Origin of the sequence: Agrococcus carbonis, from assembly GCF_900104705.1 — a bacterium.
Taxonomy (GTDB): domain Bacteria; phylum Actinomycetota; class Actinomycetes; order Actinomycetales; family Microbacteriaceae; genus Agrococcus; species Agrococcus carbonis.
Genome location: NZ_LT629734.1, coordinates 1,508,065 through 1,522,540, shown reverse-complemented (window position 1 = coordinate 1,522,540; position 14,476 = coordinate 1,508,065). Strand labels below are relative to the sequence as shown.

The window sequence follows — 14,476 nt, the reverse complement described above, 5'->3', positions numbered from 1 at the left end:
TCAGGCGAGCGACACCCGGTGGTCCCACGAGCGCACCGTCGCCCACACCATCGCGACGATCGCGACGACGAGCACCGGTACGAAGCCGATGGGCATGAGCTGCAGGTCGGTGTCGGTGACGAGCGCGCCGAGCAGGTCGGCGGAGACGACGCCGAAGTCGCCGGCCTCGTCGACGCCGAGGCCGAAGGGGATCGCGAGGATCGCGACGAACATGGCGATCTGGAGCACGGTGTAGAGGCCGAACCACACCACGACGGGGCCGCCCCAGCCGAGCCGCTGGAGCCATCGCTCCGAGCCGATCGAGGCCGCGCACGCGTACATCACCGTCGAGAGGCTGTAGAGCAGCACGAGCAGGGCGGGCGCGCCGAGCGCGACGAGCCACGGCGCCGCCGCGAAGGCATCCGCGAGGATCTCGCCCGCCTGCTGCGCGAACTCGCCTGCCGTGAGGCCCAGCATGGTGGGCGCGGCGCCGAGCATCACGACCCACCAGAGGCCCACGGTCGCGACGAGCCCCGCGAGCATGACGAGCAGCGCCCACAGGAGCTTGGCGCGGTAGATGCGCGAGCCGCGCACCGGCAGCGTCTGGGTGAAGTAGCCGATGCGGCCGTAGCTGCTGCGCCAGTAGTCGATGCCGAGCGCGAGCTGCAGCGCCGGCAGCATCCCGAACGCGCCGATGAACCCGAGCACGACGCCGAACTGCGAGAGCACGGGCCAGCCCGTGAGGGCCATGAGCGAGCCGACGACGGCGAGGCCGACCCCGGCGCCCGCGATGGTGAGCACGAACCCGCGGGTGCGGAGGGCCTCGTGCTTCATGAGCGTGCCGATCATCGGTAGACCTCCCGGAAGAGCTGGTCGATGGACTTGCCGTGCTCGGCGCGCAGGTCGTCGACCTCGCCGGCGAGCACCACGCGGCCGTGCCGCATCATCACGACGCCGTCGAGGATGGGCTCGAGGTCGTGGATGAGGTGGGTGGAGATGACGAGCAGCGAGTCCTCGGACAGGCTGCGGAGCACGCCCTGCAGGATCAGGTCGCGCGCGGCCGGGTCGACGCCCGAGATGGGCTCGTCGAGCAGGTAGACGCGCGCCCTGCGCGCCATCGCGAGCGAGATCTGCACCTTCTCGCGCATGCCCTTCGACATCTCGCGCAGCCGCGTCGACTCGTCGAGGCCGAAGAAGCCGATGAGCTCGTGCGCCTTCGCGGCGTCGAAGTCGTCGAAGCAGTCGTCGTAGAGGCGGATGCAGTCGCGCACGCGGGCGGCGTCGCTCAGGAACGAGACGTCGGGCAGGAACGAGACGTGCGCCTTCGAGCGCGGACCGGGCTCGTGGCCGGCGATGCGCACGTCGCCCTCGTAGTCGGCGAGCACGCCCGCGAGCACCTTGAGGAGCGTCGTCTTGCCGCAGCCGTTCTCGCCGAGGAGGCCCACGATGCGGCCGTAGGGGAGGGTGAGGTCGAGGCCGTCGAGGGCGCGCTTCGCCCCGTAGGCCTTCACGAGGCCGTGGATCTCGATCGCGGGCGCGGTCACGTCGTCACCTCGCTGCCCGGTCGTCGGTCGGTCGTCGGTCACGGTCATGGTCGTCCCATCTCTCGGCGAGGAGGTGCTGTGCGTCGGTCAGGCTGAGCCCGACCCCGATGGCGCGGCGCGAGAAGTCCTCGGCCGCATCGGCGACGAGCCGTCGCCGGAGGGCGGTGATGCGCGCGTCGTCGTCCGTGACGAAGCGGCCGGCGGTGCGCTCGGCGCGCACGAGCTCCTGCCGCTCGAGCTCGCCGAACGCGCGCTGGATGGTGTTGGGGTTGACCTGCAGGTCGGCCGCGAGCTCGCGCACCGCAGTGATGCGCGCGCCGGGCTGCCACTCGCCCGCGGCGATCCGGCGGGCGAACTCGCCGACGAGCTGGAGCCAGATCGGCTGCGCGCTGTCGAACTCCATGGCTCCCCGTCTGTCTGACTGTATTAGTTCAGTAACACAATACGATTGCGGAGCATCGAGCGCAAGCGGACCGACGGGGCCGCTCCCTCGCTGGTCGAGTGACCGGCGCGGGCGGGGCCGCTCCCTCGCTGGTCGAGTAGCCGGCGCGGGCGGGGCCGCTCCCTCGCTGGTCGAGTAGCCGGCGCGGGCGGGGCCGCTCCCTCGCTGGTCGAGTAGCCGGCGCAGCCGGCGTATCGAGACCCGGCCGTCCCGTCTCGATGCGGCCCTGCGGGCCTACTCGACGAGCGGGCGGGGGCTGCGCCTACGCGTCGCCGGAAGCGAGCAGCCGTTGGTCGAGGAGCGCGCACCGAAGGTGCACGCGTCACGAGACCAGCGCACAGAGAAGCGATGCGGACTGGCTCAATGGCGCTTGCTCATTCGCAAGGAGTGGTGAAGGCGCCTGGTCGGTCCGCATCGCTTCCTTGCCCCGCACTGTACGCCCGGCCCACCGCATCCGCAACGGATCGCGGCGCGTCTGTGGAGAACCGCGAGCGGCTAGTCGAGCGAGGGCACGCGCGGCTTGCGGATGCCCGGGTGCGACTTCGGGATCGACGCGAACAGCACCCAACCCGACACCGCGATGCACGCGATGATGAGCGGGTAGGTGAGCGCCGCGCGCATGATCGCGAGCCACGTCGTCTCGTCGAGCCACCAGAGCACCGAGAACACGACGACGCGGATGACGTACTGCATCACCCAGATCCACGAGGCGCGCTGGTAGGCGCGCAGGAGCACCGGGTCCTTGCGCCATCGCGTCTTCGTGCCGATGAGGCCGCCGACGATGATGCCGAGGAACGGCCAGCCGATCGCGATGGAGACGATCCACGCGAGCGCGCTCGCGGCGTTCGAGAGCAGCTGGATGAGGAAGAAGTTGCGCGCCTCGCCCGTGTAGTAGGCGACGATCGCCGCGATCACCGTCATGAGCATGCCGATCAGGACGGCCTTCGGCCGGCGGCGCTCGACGAGCGCGTAGACGAGGGTCGCGGCGCTCGCGGCGAGCGACCACACGACGGCGGTGAGGAGCTCGCCGCCGCTCGCGAGCCAGGCGATCAGGAAGGCGATCGGCGGCACGCTGCCCTCGATCGCGGCCTTGCCGCCGCCGAGCAGCCGCGCGAGCGACTCCTCGCGCGTGGGGTCGCCGTCGGCGTCGAAGCGTCGCGGCTCGAACGCCGCGGGTGCGAGGTCGGCGGACTCGTCGGGCTGCGGGACGGCGCCGGTGTGCGTGCCGTGCTTCATCGCGAACCGTCGATCGCGCGGCGCGGGCGCGCGGCGAGAGCGAGGGATGCGGTCACGGCTTCCAGGGTATTCGGCGCGACCGCGGCCCGCCAGCGGTTCCGCCGCGGGCGATCAGATATCGCCGTCGGTGTCCCAGCCGGGCCCCAGGGAGCCCGCCGCGTACTCCTGCATGGGCACCGCATCCGCCCGCCACGCCTCGAGCACGGGCTCGATGATGCGCCAGCACTCCTCGGCGGCGTCGCCGCGCACCGCGAGCCGCGGATCGCCGTCGAGGATCGAGGCGAGCACCTCGCCGTACGGCAGCAGGGCGCCCCCGCCGAGCTCGCCCCGCAGCACCGTCTGCTCGAGGGTGAAGGGGTCACCGGAGCCGTTCGTCGTGATGTGGAGCTCGAAGCCGTCGGGCTTGAAGTCGATCACGAGCCGGTCGGGGGTGTCGCGCCCGGCGAAGCCCTCGGGCACGAGCGCCGGCGGCCGCCAGTGGATGATGGCGCGCTTGCGCACGCCCGCGAGCGACTTGCCCGAGCGCAGGATGAAGGGCACCCCCGCCCAGCGCGCGGTCGCGACCTCGACCTGTACCTCGGCGAGCGTCTCGGTGCCGAGCGACGCGTCGACGCCCTCCTCGGCGACGTAGTCGGGCACCTCGCGGCCGTCGATGCTGCCCGCGGTGTAGCGCGCGCGCCGCGAGTGCGCGACCGGGTCGGCGACGCGGGCGGCGCGCAGCACCTGCCCCACGGCGTCGCGCAGGTCGCGCGCGGCGACGCTCGCGATCGGCTCGATCGCGATGAGCGCCATGATCTGCAGGAGGTGCGACTGGATCATGTCGCGCAGCGCCCCGTTGCGGTCGTAGTAGCCGGCGCGGCCCTCGAGCGTGACCGTCTCGTCGTAGAGCACCTCGACCTTCGCGATGCTGTCGCGATCCCAGACCGGCTCGAGCAGCCGGTTCGCGAAGCGGAGGCCGAGCAGGTTGAGCACGGTGTGGAGGCCGAGGAAGTGGTCGATGCGGAAGACGCGATCCTCGGGCACGATGCGCGTCACGAGGGCGTTGAGCTCGCGCGCCGACTCGAGGCTCGCGCCGAAGGGCTTCTCGATCGCGAGGATCGTGCCCTCGGGCACGCCTGTCTGCTCGAGCGCGCGGCACACGGGCTCGGTCACCTGCGGCGGCAGCGCGAAGTAGATGACGAGGCGGTCGCAGTCGATGCTCTCGAGCAGCGCCCGCAGCGACGCGGGGTCGGTCGCGTCGCCGGCGACGTAGCGGGTCGAGCGCAGCACGGCCTTCGCGCCCGGCCCGACGACGCCGTCGAGCTGGAGCGCCGTGTGCACGCGATCGTGCCAGTCGTCGGCGGTGAGCTCGCGCAGGTCGGCGCCGACGACGTCGACCCGGCGGTCGGGCTCGGCGCGCAGCAGCGTCGCGATGCCGGGCAGCAGCAGGCGGCTGGTCAGGTCGCCGGATGCGCCGAGGATGAGGAGGGTCGTCGAGGGCTGCGATGCCATGCACCGATCCTGGCACTGCGCGCCTGCGCGCGGCCCGGCGCATCCGCCGCCGAGCGTAGATTGGCAGCATGCTCGCCCGTGCGTCGCGCCTCGTCCTGCCCGCGATCTGGCTGGGCCTCATCATCGGCATCTCGCTCATCGAGACGCCGCTCAAGTTCCAGGCCCCCGGCATCACCGTGCCGCTCGGCCTGGGCATCGGGCGGCTGGTCTTCGCCGCCATGAACATCGTCGAGGCGGTCCTCGTCGCGCTGCTGCTGGTCGCGGTGCTGGCCTCGCGCGCTCCGCGGCCCGAGCGCATCGTCGCCCTCGTGCTCGCCGTGGTGCTCGCCGTCAAGGCGCTCGTGATCCGCCCGATGATGCAGGGCACGACGGATGCGGTGGTCGCCGGCGAGAGCGCGGGCGGCTCGGGCATGCACGTGCTCTACATCGCCGCCGACGGCGCGCTCATCGTGGGGCTCGTCGCGCTCCTTGCGCTCGCGGCACGGGCGCTGCTGGGCGAGCGACCCGTCGCGGATCAGGCGTCCCCCGTCACCAGATGATGCCGCCGCCGTTGGAGATGCCGACGAAGGTGAGCACCACGAAGATGCCCGCGAAGACGGCGGGCGCGATGCCGCGACCGCCCGAGTGGCGCGACTTCAGCAGCGCGATGATCGTGAGGACGCCGGCGAAGGCCCCGAGCCCGCCGCCGAGGAAGAACCCGATGAAGAGCGGTATGGGCATGAGGATGAGGCCCAGCAGGCCGATCCAGAACGCCCACCACGCGGTCGGATTCGAGCGCTTCATCTGCATGCGCCCATCCTCTCGCGCGTCCCCTCAGAAGGGGCCGTGAGCCCCCTTCCGGAGATCGTCGGCGAATGTCCTTGACAAGTTGCGTAACAGTGTCACACTAAGAGTCCAGCGCCCCCACCTGTCGTGACCAGGTGGGGGCGCCCCTCGTGTCGGGGCCTCCGCGGACGGCCGGGCTCGTGGCACGCTGGAGCCATGACCCGAGACCTGCACATCACCGGCGACGACGCGGCCGATCGCCTGCTCTCCGACGACGACTTCGCGCTCCTCACCGGCATGCTGCTCGACCAGCAGGTGCCGATGGAGACCGCCTTCGCGGGGCCCGCGAAGCTGCGCGACCGCCTCGGCGGCCTCGACGCATCCGCGGTCGCCCGCATGGACCCGGAGCAGTTCAAGGCGGCGTTCGCCGAGAAGCCCGCGGTGCACCGATTCCCCGGCTCGATGGCCGGCCGCGTGCAGGCGCTCGCGGCGGCCGTGGTTGACGACTGGGGCGGCGACGCCGGCGCCATCTGGCGGCAGGGCGACCCCGACGGCGCCGAGGTGCTGCGCCGCCTGCAGGCGCTGCCCGGCTTCGGCGAGCAGAAGGCCAAGATCTTCCTCGCGCTCCTGGGCAAGCAGTGCGGCTTCGACGGCGCCGGGTGGGCGGATGCGGCGGGCCCGTACGGCGAGGCCGGCGCGAAGCGCTCGGTGGCCGACATCGTCGATGCCGCATCGCTCGCCGAGGTGCGGGCGACGAAGCAGGCGGCGAAGGCCGCCGCGAAGGCCGCGAAGGGCTGAGCCGCCGGGACCCGCCGACGGGTCGGGACGCCGCGAGCACCTGGCTTAGAACGTTAGCCGTCACGGGTGCCGCGTCCTCGACGCTCGCGCCGCCTCGAACGATGGTCGGCAGCGGCTCGAGTACCGTGACGGTGACCAGCGGCGCCGCGGCGGCGAACGACCCGCGCGGTGCGTTGCAGAAGGGGATCGCCATGCGCGCGCTCATCCAGGACCGCTACGGCTCGTCCGATGTGCTGCGCTTCGGCGACCTCGACGTGCCGGAGCCGGGCGACGGGCAGGTGCTCGTGCGAGTGCGAGCCGCCGGACTGAACGGCTCGGATCGCGAGAACCTCGCCGGCACCCCGTTCTACGCCCGGCTCGGCGGCCTCGCTCGGCCACGGCATCCCGTGCCGGGCTCCGACGTCGCGGGCGTCGTGACGGCCGTGGGCGACGGCGTCACGCGCTTCGCGCCCGGCGATGAGGTGCACGGCGAGCTGCCGGGCTACCGCGGCGCGCTCGCCGAGTACGCCGTGACGCCCGAGCGGCTGCTCGCGCGGAAGCCCGCCGACCTCACCTTCGCGCAAGCGGCCGCCATGCCGCAGGCGGCGTCGATCGCGCACCGCGCCACCGCAGGGCTGCGCATCGGCGACCGGCTGCTGGTCAACGGCGCTGGCGGCTCCGGCGGCACCTTCCTGCTGGCGCTCGCGCGACGGCTGGGCGCGTCCGTGACCGCCGCCGACCGCGGCGACAAGGCCGAGCACCTGCTGCGCTCCGGCGCCGACGAGGCGATCGACATCGGCGCGCGCGACTGGGCCGACGACCGCGACCGCTACGACCGCATCGTCGACCTCGTGGGGCAGCGGCCGCCGCGCCGCGTGCACCGGTCGCTGCGTCCCGGCGGGCAGTACCTGCTGGTCGGTGGGTGCACGCGCGTGCTGCTCGCCACCGCGCTGCTGGGCCCGGCCATCGGGCGCGCGACGGGCAAGGTCGTGCGCGTGCTCGCCGTGCCGCAGTCGGGTGCGCTGCTCGAGGAGGCCGCCGCGATGCTCGCGCCCGCCGACGTCGAGCGCACGATCGATCGGGTGCTGCCGTTCGAAGAAGCCCCGGCGGCGCTCGCGCTGCTCGCCGCCGGGGAGACGCGGGGCAAGCTCGTGCTCGATCTGCCGTAGCGCCCGACTGCGCCGGGAGGATCGCGACGACGTCGCGATGCACGAGCGCACCGGCGTCGAGCGCGGTGGCCACCTGCCGCACTGGCCGGGACGACCCATCCGATGGAAGTCCATGGGCAGAACTCCACCTGGAACCTGAATCACCCGTCAGGTAGCGTCGCCGCCACCTCATCGCCGGACGCCGGTCGACGACGCCCGGGGCGGCGGCGGGGGGACTGGAGATCCGCATGACTCGTCCTGCACGCATCCGTCGCACGCCCGCCGCGCTGCTCGCGCTCGCCGTCTCGGCCGTGCTCGCCGGCGCCGGCCTCGCCGCCGTCCCACCCGCGCAAGCGGTCACGTGCCCACCGGGCTTCGAATCGCTGCCGGGCTGCGATGCGCCCGTCGACGCCGTCGCCGAGGTGACGCCGGGCGACTGGAGCACCGAGACGATCGCCGGCATGCGCGTGCACCTCTACACGCCCGAGGCGGCACCGGCGCTCGCGGCCGGGCGCGCGCTCATGGTCACGCTGCACGGCTGCGTGCAGACCGCCGACGACCTCCGCACCGGCGGCAACTGGGTGCGCCAGGCCGAGGAGCACGGCATGGTCGTCGCCGTGCCCGCGGCGCCGAACGGCGGCGTGCTGCTGGGCTGCTGGGACTACTACGACGCGAACCACTCCCGCACGGCGCCGAGCCGCCACGACGACAACCTGCTCGACCTCGTCGGCGCGCTCACGGCGCGCGGCGAGCTCGGCATCGACGCCGACCAGGTCTACCTCTCCGGCCTCTCCTCCGGCGGCGGCCAGACCATGGTGATGGGTTGCCTCGCGCCCGACGTCTTCGCGGGCATCGGCATCAACGCGGGTCCGACCGTCGGCACCACCGCGGGCCAGATCGGCTACGTCGCCGTGACCGAGGCGCAGGGCGCGGCGACGTGCCGCCAGTTCGCGGGGTCCGCCGCGGGCGACTTCGACACGCAGCTCACCTCGATCGTCTACGGCAGCGACGACACCACGGTCGCGCCCGGCTACAACACCCTCAACGGCAAGATCATGGCGGGCATCTACGGGGCGGATGCGACGTCGACGTTCGCGCTCGACGGCCTCGAGGGCGCGAACACGGCAGGCTCCGGCACCCTGCACGCCGACGCCGACGGACCGCGCGTCTCGGTGATCCAGAACACGGGGCTCGGCCACAACTGGCCCGCGGGCGGCGGTCCGGGCGGGCGCTACATCTCGACGAGCAGCATCGACTACCCGGCGTACGTCACCGACTTCTTCTTCGACAACAACCGGCGCGTCGACCGCACCGGCGAGCCGGAGCCCACGGAGGAGCCGGAGCCGACGGAGGAGCCGGAGCCGACGCCCGAGCCGACGGACCCGCCCGAGGAGCCGGAGGCCTGCGCGACCGCGTCGAACGCCGAGCACCAGGCGGCGGGCCGCGCGTACAGCTACGGCGTCAACCCCTACAACCCGTACTACGCGACGGGCTCGGCCGACTACCTCGGCCAGGGCGACGCGACGGTGACGAGCCTCGAGGAGGATGCCGCGGGCGCCTGGCAGCTCGTGCCGACCTGCTGAGCCGCCGACGAGTGCACCTCCGCCCGAGCGGTGCGGGCACGGCAGCACCGCTCGGGCGAAGGCGCACCGGTCGCCGCGCCGCGCGTAGCGGACCCGCGCGCGGGCCGCGCCTCGAAGCCTCGGCACATCATCCTGGCGGCTGACGCGACACCGTCGCCCGGCGCCTAGCGTGGCGGCATGACCGCCGTCGCCCGCCTGCTCGAACCGCTCACCCCGAGGGTCGCGCCCGCGGATCCCGTCGCCTTCGCGGCGATGCAGCGCGACCGGCAGGCCAGCAGCATCGCCTGGCTCATCGCGGCGGTGCTCGCGGCGCAGCACACGGCGCTCGCGGCGCTCGCGGCACTGCCGGGAACCGCGGGCGGCGCGGCCTGGCCATGGGCAGCGATCGCCGTGCTCGTCTCGCTCGCCATGCTCGGGGCCGGCGCCGCGCAGCTCGTGCTGCTGGTGCGCGCCGATCGCGGGCGCGCTCCCGTCGCGGCGACCATCGGGACGCTCGCCGCGTTCGGCGCGCTGCTCGCGCCCCTCTCGGGCTTCCTGATGATCGCGGCCGGCATGCTGCACGTGCTCGCGCCTCTCGGCGCCATGGGGTTCGCGATCGCTCTGCTCGCGCTCGACCCGCGGATGCGCCCGGGCGTGCGGCGGCCCGTCGGCGCGGTGCTCGTCGGCGCGGCAGGCGCGGTCGCGATGCTCCTGTGGGGCGTGATCGACGCGCTCGTGCTCCTGCCGCTGACGCTCGCGCCCGGCATGGCGCTCGGCGAGATCTACGCCGCGCTCGGCGCCGCGCGCGAGGACGGCGGCGTCTGGGTGCCGCTCGCGTGGGCGGGGCTCTGGCTGCTCGCCATCGTGCTGCTGTCGCTCGGTCTGCTGCGCAGTCGGCGTGGCGGGCGAGCGGCCCTCGGCATGCTGCTCGCCGTGCCGGTGGTCGCACTGCTCGCGCTGCCGCTCGCCGAGTTCTCGATCGGCATGGGCGTGAGCGACACCGTCGCGTCGCAAGGCGGCATGTCGTCGGGATACCCCGCCCTCGTGCTCATCGTCACGCTCCTCGCGGCGACCGCGGCCGCACTGCTGATCAGCGCGAGACGCGGAACGACGCCGTCCTGACCCAGGTCGGTCCTGCGGACCCCTACGCGGGGGCGCCGATGGAGCGGAGGAACGCCGCGACCGCCTCGGTCGCGTGCGCGCGCCGCTCCGCCGAGCGAGGGATCGCGTCGTCACCGAGCAGCATCGCGGCATTGAGCGGCGCGCCCATCACGAGCCAGTTGAAGCGCTGCGCCGCGGCCGCCGTGTCGTGCGCGGGCAGCTTCCCTGCGGCGACCCAAGCGTCCAGCCGACGCTCGAGCCCGGCGACCGCTCGCGCCGGCCCGTGCTCGAACAGCGCCCGCCCGAGATCCGGGAACCGGTTCGCCTCGCCGATCACGAGGCGCCGGAGCCGCAGGATGCGCGGCGTGAGCACGGCATCGAGCATCGCCACGCCGAGGGCCGTGAGGGCCTCGCCCGGATCGGCCGACGCATCCGTGGTCTCATGGCCGACGGGGTCGCCGGTCGCGGTGGTCATGCTGCCGACCAGGTCGACGAAGAGGCGCTCCTTGCTGCCGAAGTGCTTGTAGACGGTCTGCTTCGAGGCGCCGGCGAGCCGCGCCACCTCGTCCATGCTCGCGCCGACGTAGCCGTCGCGCAGGAAGACCTCCTCCGCCGCGGCGAGCACGGCGGCGTGGATGCGCGCGCTGCGGCCCTGCGGCGGCGCGAGGTCGGGCGCAGGCAGGGCTGGAGGATCGACCGTTGACATGGCAGAACTGTACCGTCTAGTTTGAGCCGGGGAGTGAACTGGACAGTCCAGTTCGCGGAGGGGCGGCGATGACCGACGACACCACGATCGAGCTGGAGGCGGCCATCGTGCGCGACGCGCACAAGGGCGGCTGGACGTACGTGCTCCTGCCCGGCTCGAAGGAGGCGCTCGGCACCGGCAAGCCGGTGCGGGTGGCCGGCGCCGTGGACCATGTCGCGGTCGAGGCGACGCTCATGCCGTTCGGCGGCGGCACGCACATGCTGCCGCTCAAGCAGTCGGTCATGGCGGCCCTCGGAAAGGGTCACGGCGAGACGGTCGCGGTGCGCATCTCGCCGCGCGGGAAGGATGCTCGGTGACCGTCGCGCAGCAGCAGCCGACCCGCTTCGCGCAGACGAGTGCCGGCGATCGGATCGCCTTCGAGCTCCACGGCGAGCCGTCCGCGCGCCCGGGCGCGGTGTTCGTCGCAGGTGCCGGCCCGTTCCGGGCGATCGACCCCACGACCACGGAGACCGCCCGGCTCGCGGCCGAGCAGGGGGTGCAGGCGCTGGTCTACGACCGGCTGGGCCGCGGCGACAGCCCCGCCGAGGGCGACCTGACGCTCGAGCGCGAGCTCGCCGCGATGGCGGCCGCGATCGACGCGGTCGGCGGCGCGGCGGTGCTCGTCGGCCACTCGTCCGGGTGCGCCATCGCGCTCGCCGCCGCCGATGCCGGGCTGCCGGTGACGGGCCTCGTGCTCTGGGAGGCGCCGATCGGCCAGTTCGACGGCGGGGCCGCGGGCTTCGAGCGGGACTTCCTCCGGCACCTCGACGCCGGCGACCTCGAGGCGGCGCAGCGGGAGTACATGCGCGACATGCCGCCCGAGTTCCTCGAGCAGGCGACGCGCGACCCCGCATGGCCGCACATCGTGCTCGGGAGCCGCACCTACCGGGCCGACGCGCGTGCCCTCGCCTGGGCGGAGGAGCTGCCGCTCGCCGAGCGGCTCGCGGCGATCACGGTGCCCGTCGTCGTCGCGGTCGGCGAGCACACCTTCCCCGGCATGACCGAGACCGCCGAGGCGCTGCAGGCGGCGATCCCGACGGCCGGCTTCCGGGTGCTGCCCGGCGCGATGCACGACTGGGAGCCAGGACCGATGGCGGATGCGATCGCGGCGGTCGCGCGAGACTGATGCCGAGGGGCGCGGTGGGGTCGTCTCGACCCTTCTATGTGTCGGTGTCAAGTGTTGTTGAGGATCTTCTTCAGGGTCCGGTAGGTGCTGCGGGCGGTGTAGCGCTTGAGCAGGCGGCGGATGTCGGCGTTGGTCTTGCCTTCGGCGAGGTGCTGGTCGCGGTATGCGCGGGTGGTGGGGTCGGAGCGCAGTCGGGTGCGGACGATGGTGTCGAGCGCGGCGTTCAGGCGCCGGTCGCCGTGCCGGTTGAGGCGGTGCCGCTGCGTGTTGCCGCTGGAGGCGGGGATCGGTGCGACTCCGGCGAGCGACGCGAACGCGGCCTCGGAGCGGACACGTCCGTGGTGGGAGTAGGCCGCGATGCAGGCGGCGGCGCTGACCGGGCCGATGCCGACCTCCTCCAGCAGTTCGGGCGCGAGCGTTCGCACGTGCCGCTCCAGCATCGCTTTGTTGTCCTTCAGCTCGGCGGCGCGCAGCCGGCTCTGGCGGGCGAGTCGCGTCGCTTCGGCGCGGGCGATCGCCTGCGCGATCGAGTCCGTCGTCCGCGTCCGCCAGGCGGCGATCTGCTCGACCTGCCTGTCGGTGAGCGCCTTGCGCGCGTCGATGCCCAGTTCGATGCGGCGGACGATCGCGGTGAGCGCGTTGTGGTCCTGCGCGCGTTGCCGCTCGAGCAGCCGGCGAGCGGTCAGCAGCAGCTGCAGCGCCCGCCGCAGCTCGCCCGAGCGCGGCGTCGCGAGCCGCTCGAGCGGTTCGCTAAGCACCGACCGGGCGGCGGCGACCGCGTCGATCTGATCCGACTTGCCGCGGCCCGCGCGGGAGGCGCGCTTGGGCGGCCGCGCTTCGAACACGACCGTGCCGGCCTGCTGCAGCCGCGCCGTGAGGGTCGCGCCGTAGGAGGCGGTGCCCTCGACCGCGGCCACGTAGCCGGGCGCGCGACGCTGCGCCCAGGCCAGCGCACGGTCCAGGCCCGCCGGCGTGACGGGGAACGTCGCCGCGGCGACCACGGCGCCGGTGGCGGCCTGGACGATCGCGTACGTGTGGGTCTTCGCGTGTGTGTCCACACCCATGACATGCGTGCATCGGTCTGCGACGATGGTCATCGCGGTTCCTCCTCAGGATCGGGACCGTTACGGTGCCGGCCCTGGGAAGTCGCTCCGGAGGCAGATCTCTCACAAGTCACAACCGCCAGGTTGGACAACCTTCTATCAAGCCACCGGCGCGGACGGGCCGGCACCGGCCCCCCACGGACGGACAGGTCGAGACGAGGTCACCGCCGCAACGGGACAGATACGGCCAGAGTCACATCCGCGGGAAGCTGGTGCCAGCCTGCCAGCCTGCCAGCCAGCCCCAGGCCAGCCAATGACTATGAGAGATACGGCCGCTGCGCGGCCTACTCGACGAGCGAAGGGACATCCGGCTCAACCGCGTCGCTTCCATGCCCACGCGTCTGACGCTGCGCGGCCTGCTCGACGAGCGAGGCGAGGCCCCAGTCAGCCGCGCCGCTTCGCCCGCCCGCGCGGCAGCAGCTGCGCCGTCGGCAGGCGAGGCGCCGCGAGCGGCAGGGCCGCGTCGTCGACGACCGTGCCGAAGCGCGGCCGGGCGCTCTCGCCCGCGTCGCGCTCGCGCATCCACTCGTCCCGCGCCGCCTGCACCTCGTCGTGGTCGGTGCCGATGAAGTTCCAGAACATCACGATCTCCTCGGCGAAGGGCTCGCCGCCGAGGAGGATCGCGACCGCGTCGCGCGAGGCGGAGACGAGCAGTGCCTCGCGGCCGGGCGCCGCGTAGGCGATCGCCCCGCGCGGCACCGGCACGTCGTCGACCGTCACGCCGTCGGTGAGCGCGAGCACGCCGTGCTCGAAGTCGCCGCGCAGGTCGAGCCGCGCCTCGCTGCCGCCGACCAGCCGCAGCTCCACGCCGAGCAGGGGCGTGTAGGCGCCCACCGTGCTCTCGGCGCCGGCGTACGCGCCGACGAAGACGCTGCCCGTCACGCCCTCGGCGAGCGCCACCGCCGGCACCGCGTCGAGCCCGTCGAACCACGGCTCGCGGCCGCGCTCGTGGGCCGGCAGCACCGTCCACAGCTGCACGCCGTGCAGCACCTCGGCGTCGGGCGTCGAGTACTCGCTGTGGGCGATGCCGCGGCCCGCCGTCATGATGTTGAGCCCGCCGGGGCGCACCGTGTGCGTGAAGCCGACCGAGTCGCGGTGCTCGATCGCGCCGTCGACGAGCCAGCTCCACGTCTGCAGGCCGGTGTGCGGATGCGGGGGCACATCCATGCCCGGCCGCTCGGCCATGGGGGTGGGGCCGAACGCATCCGCGAAGCACCACGCGCCGATGAAGTGGCGGTGCTTGTTGGGCAGCACGCGCAGCACGGGCATCGCCCGGGGGCCGCCGAGCGGCACCTCGCGCGGCAGCAGCAGCTCGAGGCCGGCCGCCACCGCCTGCTCGGCGCACGCCTGCTCGCTCGTCTCGACGATCGTGGCCTCGTCGTTGCTCATGCTCCGACGCTAGCCCTTCGGCGGCGAGCGCGCTCGGCGCGGCCATGGGCCCGCCGCGTACCATCGAG

At 73.5% G+C, this 14,476-nt stretch carries 16 protein-coding genes; 7 read left to right on the top strand and 9 right to left on the bottom strand.

From position 1 onward, the window contains the following. The 5 genes from BLT67_RS07340 to BLT67_RS07320 form a co-directional block, all read right to left on the bottom strand. Window positions 1–828: a hypothetical protein gene (locus BLT67_RS07340; protein WP_092666414.1), complete on the bottom strand. Its 828-nt coding sequence runs from the start codon at window positions 826–828 to the stop codon at window positions 1–3. Next, window positions 825–1,571, bottom strand: a complete 747-nt coding sequence (locus BLT67_RS07335) for an ABC transporter ATP-binding protein (RefSeq protein WP_092666413.1) — start codon at window positions 1,569–1,571, stop codon at window positions 825–827. Before BLT67_RS07335 ends, BLT67_RS07340 begins: the two co-directional genes overlap by 4 nt. Continuing rightward, window positions 1,528–1,926 (bottom strand): GntR family transcriptional regulator, encoded by a 399-nt coding sequence (locus BLT67_RS07330; protein ID WP_092666412.1) that lies wholly within the window; start codon window positions 1,924–1,926, stop codon window positions 1,528–1,530. Before BLT67_RS07330 ends, BLT67_RS07335 begins: the two co-directional genes overlap by 44 nt. Before the next feature lie 534 nt (window positions 1,927–2,460). Next, window positions 2,461–3,201 carry a DUF3159 domain-containing protein gene (locus BLT67_RS07325; protein WP_092666411.1) on the bottom strand — a complete coding sequence of 247 codons (741 nt, stop codon included), beginning with the start codon at window positions 3,199–3,201 and terminating at the stop codon, window positions 2,461–2,463. 111 nt (window positions 3,202–3,312) lie between these two features. Then, entirely contained in the window at window positions 3,313–4,692 is a 1,380-nt protein-coding gene (locus tag BLT67_RS07320; RefSeq protein ID WP_092666410.1) for a glucose-6-phosphate dehydrogenase, read from the bottom strand. Between the two features lie 68 nt (window positions 4,693–4,760). On the opposite strand from BLT67_RS07320, the gene BLT67_RS07315 reads away from it, so the two are divergent. Further along, window positions 4,761–5,231 (top strand): hypothetical protein, encoded by a 471-nt coding sequence (locus BLT67_RS07315; protein ID WP_092666409.1) that lies wholly within the window; start codon window positions 4,761–4,763, stop codon window positions 5,229–5,231. On the opposite strand, the gene BLT67_RS07310 is transcribed toward BLT67_RS07315, so the two are convergent. Further along, window positions 5,221–5,481 carry a hypothetical protein gene (locus tag BLT67_RS07310; RefSeq protein WP_092666408.1) on the bottom strand — a complete coding sequence of 87 codons (261 nt, stop codon included), beginning with the start codon at window positions 5,479–5,481 and terminating at the stop codon, window positions 5,221–5,223. The two genes, BLT67_RS07315 and BLT67_RS07310, sit on opposite strands and share 11 nt — an antisense overlap. A 192-nt stretch (window positions 5,482–5,673) precedes the next feature. Between BLT67_RS07310 and BLT67_RS07305 the strand changes: the two genes are divergently transcribed. The 4 genes from BLT67_RS07305 to BLT67_RS07290 all read left to right on the top strand — a co-directional run bounded on the left by BLT67_RS07305 (window position 5,674) and on the right by BLT67_RS07290 (window position 10,066). After that, on the top strand, window positions 5,674–6,255 hold the full coding sequence (locus BLT67_RS07305) for an HhH-GPD-type base excision DNA repair protein (protein WP_092666407.1): 582 nt from the start codon (window positions 5,674–5,676) through the stop codon (window positions 6,253–6,255). Window positions 6,256–6,446: 191 nt separating this feature from the next. Beyond that, window positions 6,447–7,403, top strand: a complete 957-nt coding sequence (locus BLT67_RS07300; protein ID WP_172801997.1) for a quinone oxidoreductase family protein — start codon at window positions 6,447–6,449, stop codon at window positions 7,401–7,403. Between the two features lie 227 nt (window positions 7,404–7,630). Further along, window positions 7,631–8,965 carry an extracellular catalytic domain type 1 short-chain-length polyhydroxyalkanoate depolymerase gene (locus BLT67_RS07295; protein ID WP_092666405.1) on the top strand — a complete coding sequence of 445 codons (1,335 nt, stop codon included), beginning with the start codon at window positions 7,631–7,633 and terminating at the stop codon, window positions 8,963–8,965. Between the two features lie 177 nt (window positions 8,966–9,142). Beyond that, the gene (locus tag BLT67_RS07290) at window positions 9,143–10,066 is read left to right on the top strand and encodes a hypothetical protein (RefSeq protein ID WP_092666404.1); all 924 of its coding nucleotides are present in this window, start codon (window positions 9,143–9,145) and stop codon (window positions 10,064–10,066) included. 22 nt (window positions 10,067–10,088) lie between these two features. Here the strand turns inward: BLT67_RS07290 and BLT67_RS07285 are convergent, their stop codons facing one another. Beyond that, window positions 10,089–10,751 (bottom strand): TetR/AcrR family transcriptional regulator, encoded by a 663-nt coding sequence (locus tag BLT67_RS07285; protein WP_092666403.1) that lies wholly within the window; start codon window positions 10,749–10,751, stop codon window positions 10,089–10,091. Window positions 10,752–10,819: 68 nt separating this feature from the next. Here BLT67_RS07285 and BLT67_RS07280 point away from each other — a divergent pair, with 68 nt between their 5' ends. Next, window positions 10,820–11,107, top strand: a complete 288-nt coding sequence (locus tag BLT67_RS07280) for a DUF1905 domain-containing protein (RefSeq protein ID WP_092666402.1) — start codon at window positions 10,820–10,822, stop codon at window positions 11,105–11,107. Next, on the top strand, window positions 11,104–11,916 hold the full coding sequence (locus BLT67_RS07275; protein ID WP_092666401.1) for an alpha/beta fold hydrolase: 813 nt from the start codon (window positions 11,104–11,106) through the stop codon (window positions 11,914–11,916). Before BLT67_RS07280 ends, BLT67_RS07275 begins: the two co-directional genes overlap by 4 nt. Before the next feature lie 47 nt (window positions 11,917–11,963). On the opposite strand, the gene BLT67_RS07270 is transcribed toward BLT67_RS07275, so the two are convergent. Together BLT67_RS07270 and BLT67_RS07265 are read right to left on the bottom strand one after the other, a co-directional pair. Next, complete coding sequence (locus BLT67_RS07270) at window positions 11,964–13,013, bottom strand: IS110 family RNA-guided transposase (protein WP_092666400.1); 1,050 nt, start codon at window positions 13,011–13,013, stop codon at window positions 11,964–11,966. 390 nt (window positions 13,014–13,403) lie between these two features. Beyond that, complete coding sequence (locus BLT67_RS07265) at window positions 13,404–14,408, bottom strand: pirin family protein (RefSeq protein ID WP_092666399.1); 1,005 nt, start codon at window positions 14,406–14,408, stop codon at window positions 13,404–13,406. Window positions 14,409–14,476: the final 68 nt, after the last annotated feature.

Coding starts and splice junctions, on each gene's coding strand:
- BLT67_RS07305 (WP_092666407.1), top strand. CDS start 5,674: ATGACCCGAGACCTGCACATCACCGGCGACGACGCGGCCGATCGCCTG.
- BLT67_RS07295 (WP_092666405.1), top strand. CDS start 7,631: ATGACTCGTCCTGCACGCATCCGTCGCACGCCCGCCGCGCTGCTCGCG.
- BLT67_RS07285 (WP_092666403.1), bottom strand. CDS start 10,751: ATGTCAACGGTCGATCCTCCAGCCCTGCCTGCGCCCGACCTCGCGCCG.
- BLT67_RS07320 (WP_092666410.1), bottom strand. CDS start 4,692: ATGGCATCGCAGCCCTCGACGACCCTCCTCATCCTCGGCGCATCCGGC.
- BLT67_RS07340 (WP_092666414.1), bottom strand. CDS start 828: ATGATCGGCACGCTCATGAAGCACGAGGCCCTCCGCACCCGCGGGTTC.
- BLT67_RS07330 (WP_092666412.1), bottom strand. CDS start 1,926: ATGGAGTTCGACAGCGCGCAGCCGATCTGGCTCCAGCTCGTCGGCGAG.
- BLT67_RS07280 (WP_092666402.1), top strand. CDS start 10,820: ATGACCGACGACACCACGATCGAGCTGGAGGCGGCCATCGTGCGCGAC.
- BLT67_RS07270 (WP_092666400.1), bottom strand. CDS start 13,013: ATGACCATCGTCGCAGACCGATGCACGCATGTCATGGGTGTGGACACA.
- BLT67_RS07265 (WP_092666399.1), bottom strand. CDS start 14,408: ATGAGCAACGACGAGGCCACGATCGTCGAGACGAGCGAGCAGGCGTGC.
- BLT67_RS07300 (WP_172801997.1), top strand. CDS start 6,447: ATGCGCGCGCTCATCCAGGACCGCTACGGCTCGTCCGATGTGCTGCGC.
- BLT67_RS07335 (WP_092666413.1), bottom strand. CDS start 1,571: ATGACCGTGACCGACGACCGACCGACGACCGGGCAGCGAGGTGACGAC.
- BLT67_RS07325 (WP_092666411.1), bottom strand. CDS start 3,201: ATGAAGCACGGCACGCACACCGGCGCCGTCCCGCAGCCCGACGAGTCC.
- BLT67_RS07310 (WP_092666408.1), bottom strand. CDS start 5,481: ATGCAGATGAAGCGCTCGAATCCGACCGCGTGGTGGGCGTTCTGGATC.
- BLT67_RS07290 (WP_092666404.1), top strand. CDS start 9,143: ATGACCGCCGTCGCCCGCCTGCTCGAACCGCTCACCCCGAGGGTCGCG.
- BLT67_RS07315 (WP_092666409.1), top strand. CDS start 4,761: ATGCTCGCCCGTGCGTCGCGCCTCGTCCTGCCCGCGATCTGGCTGGGC.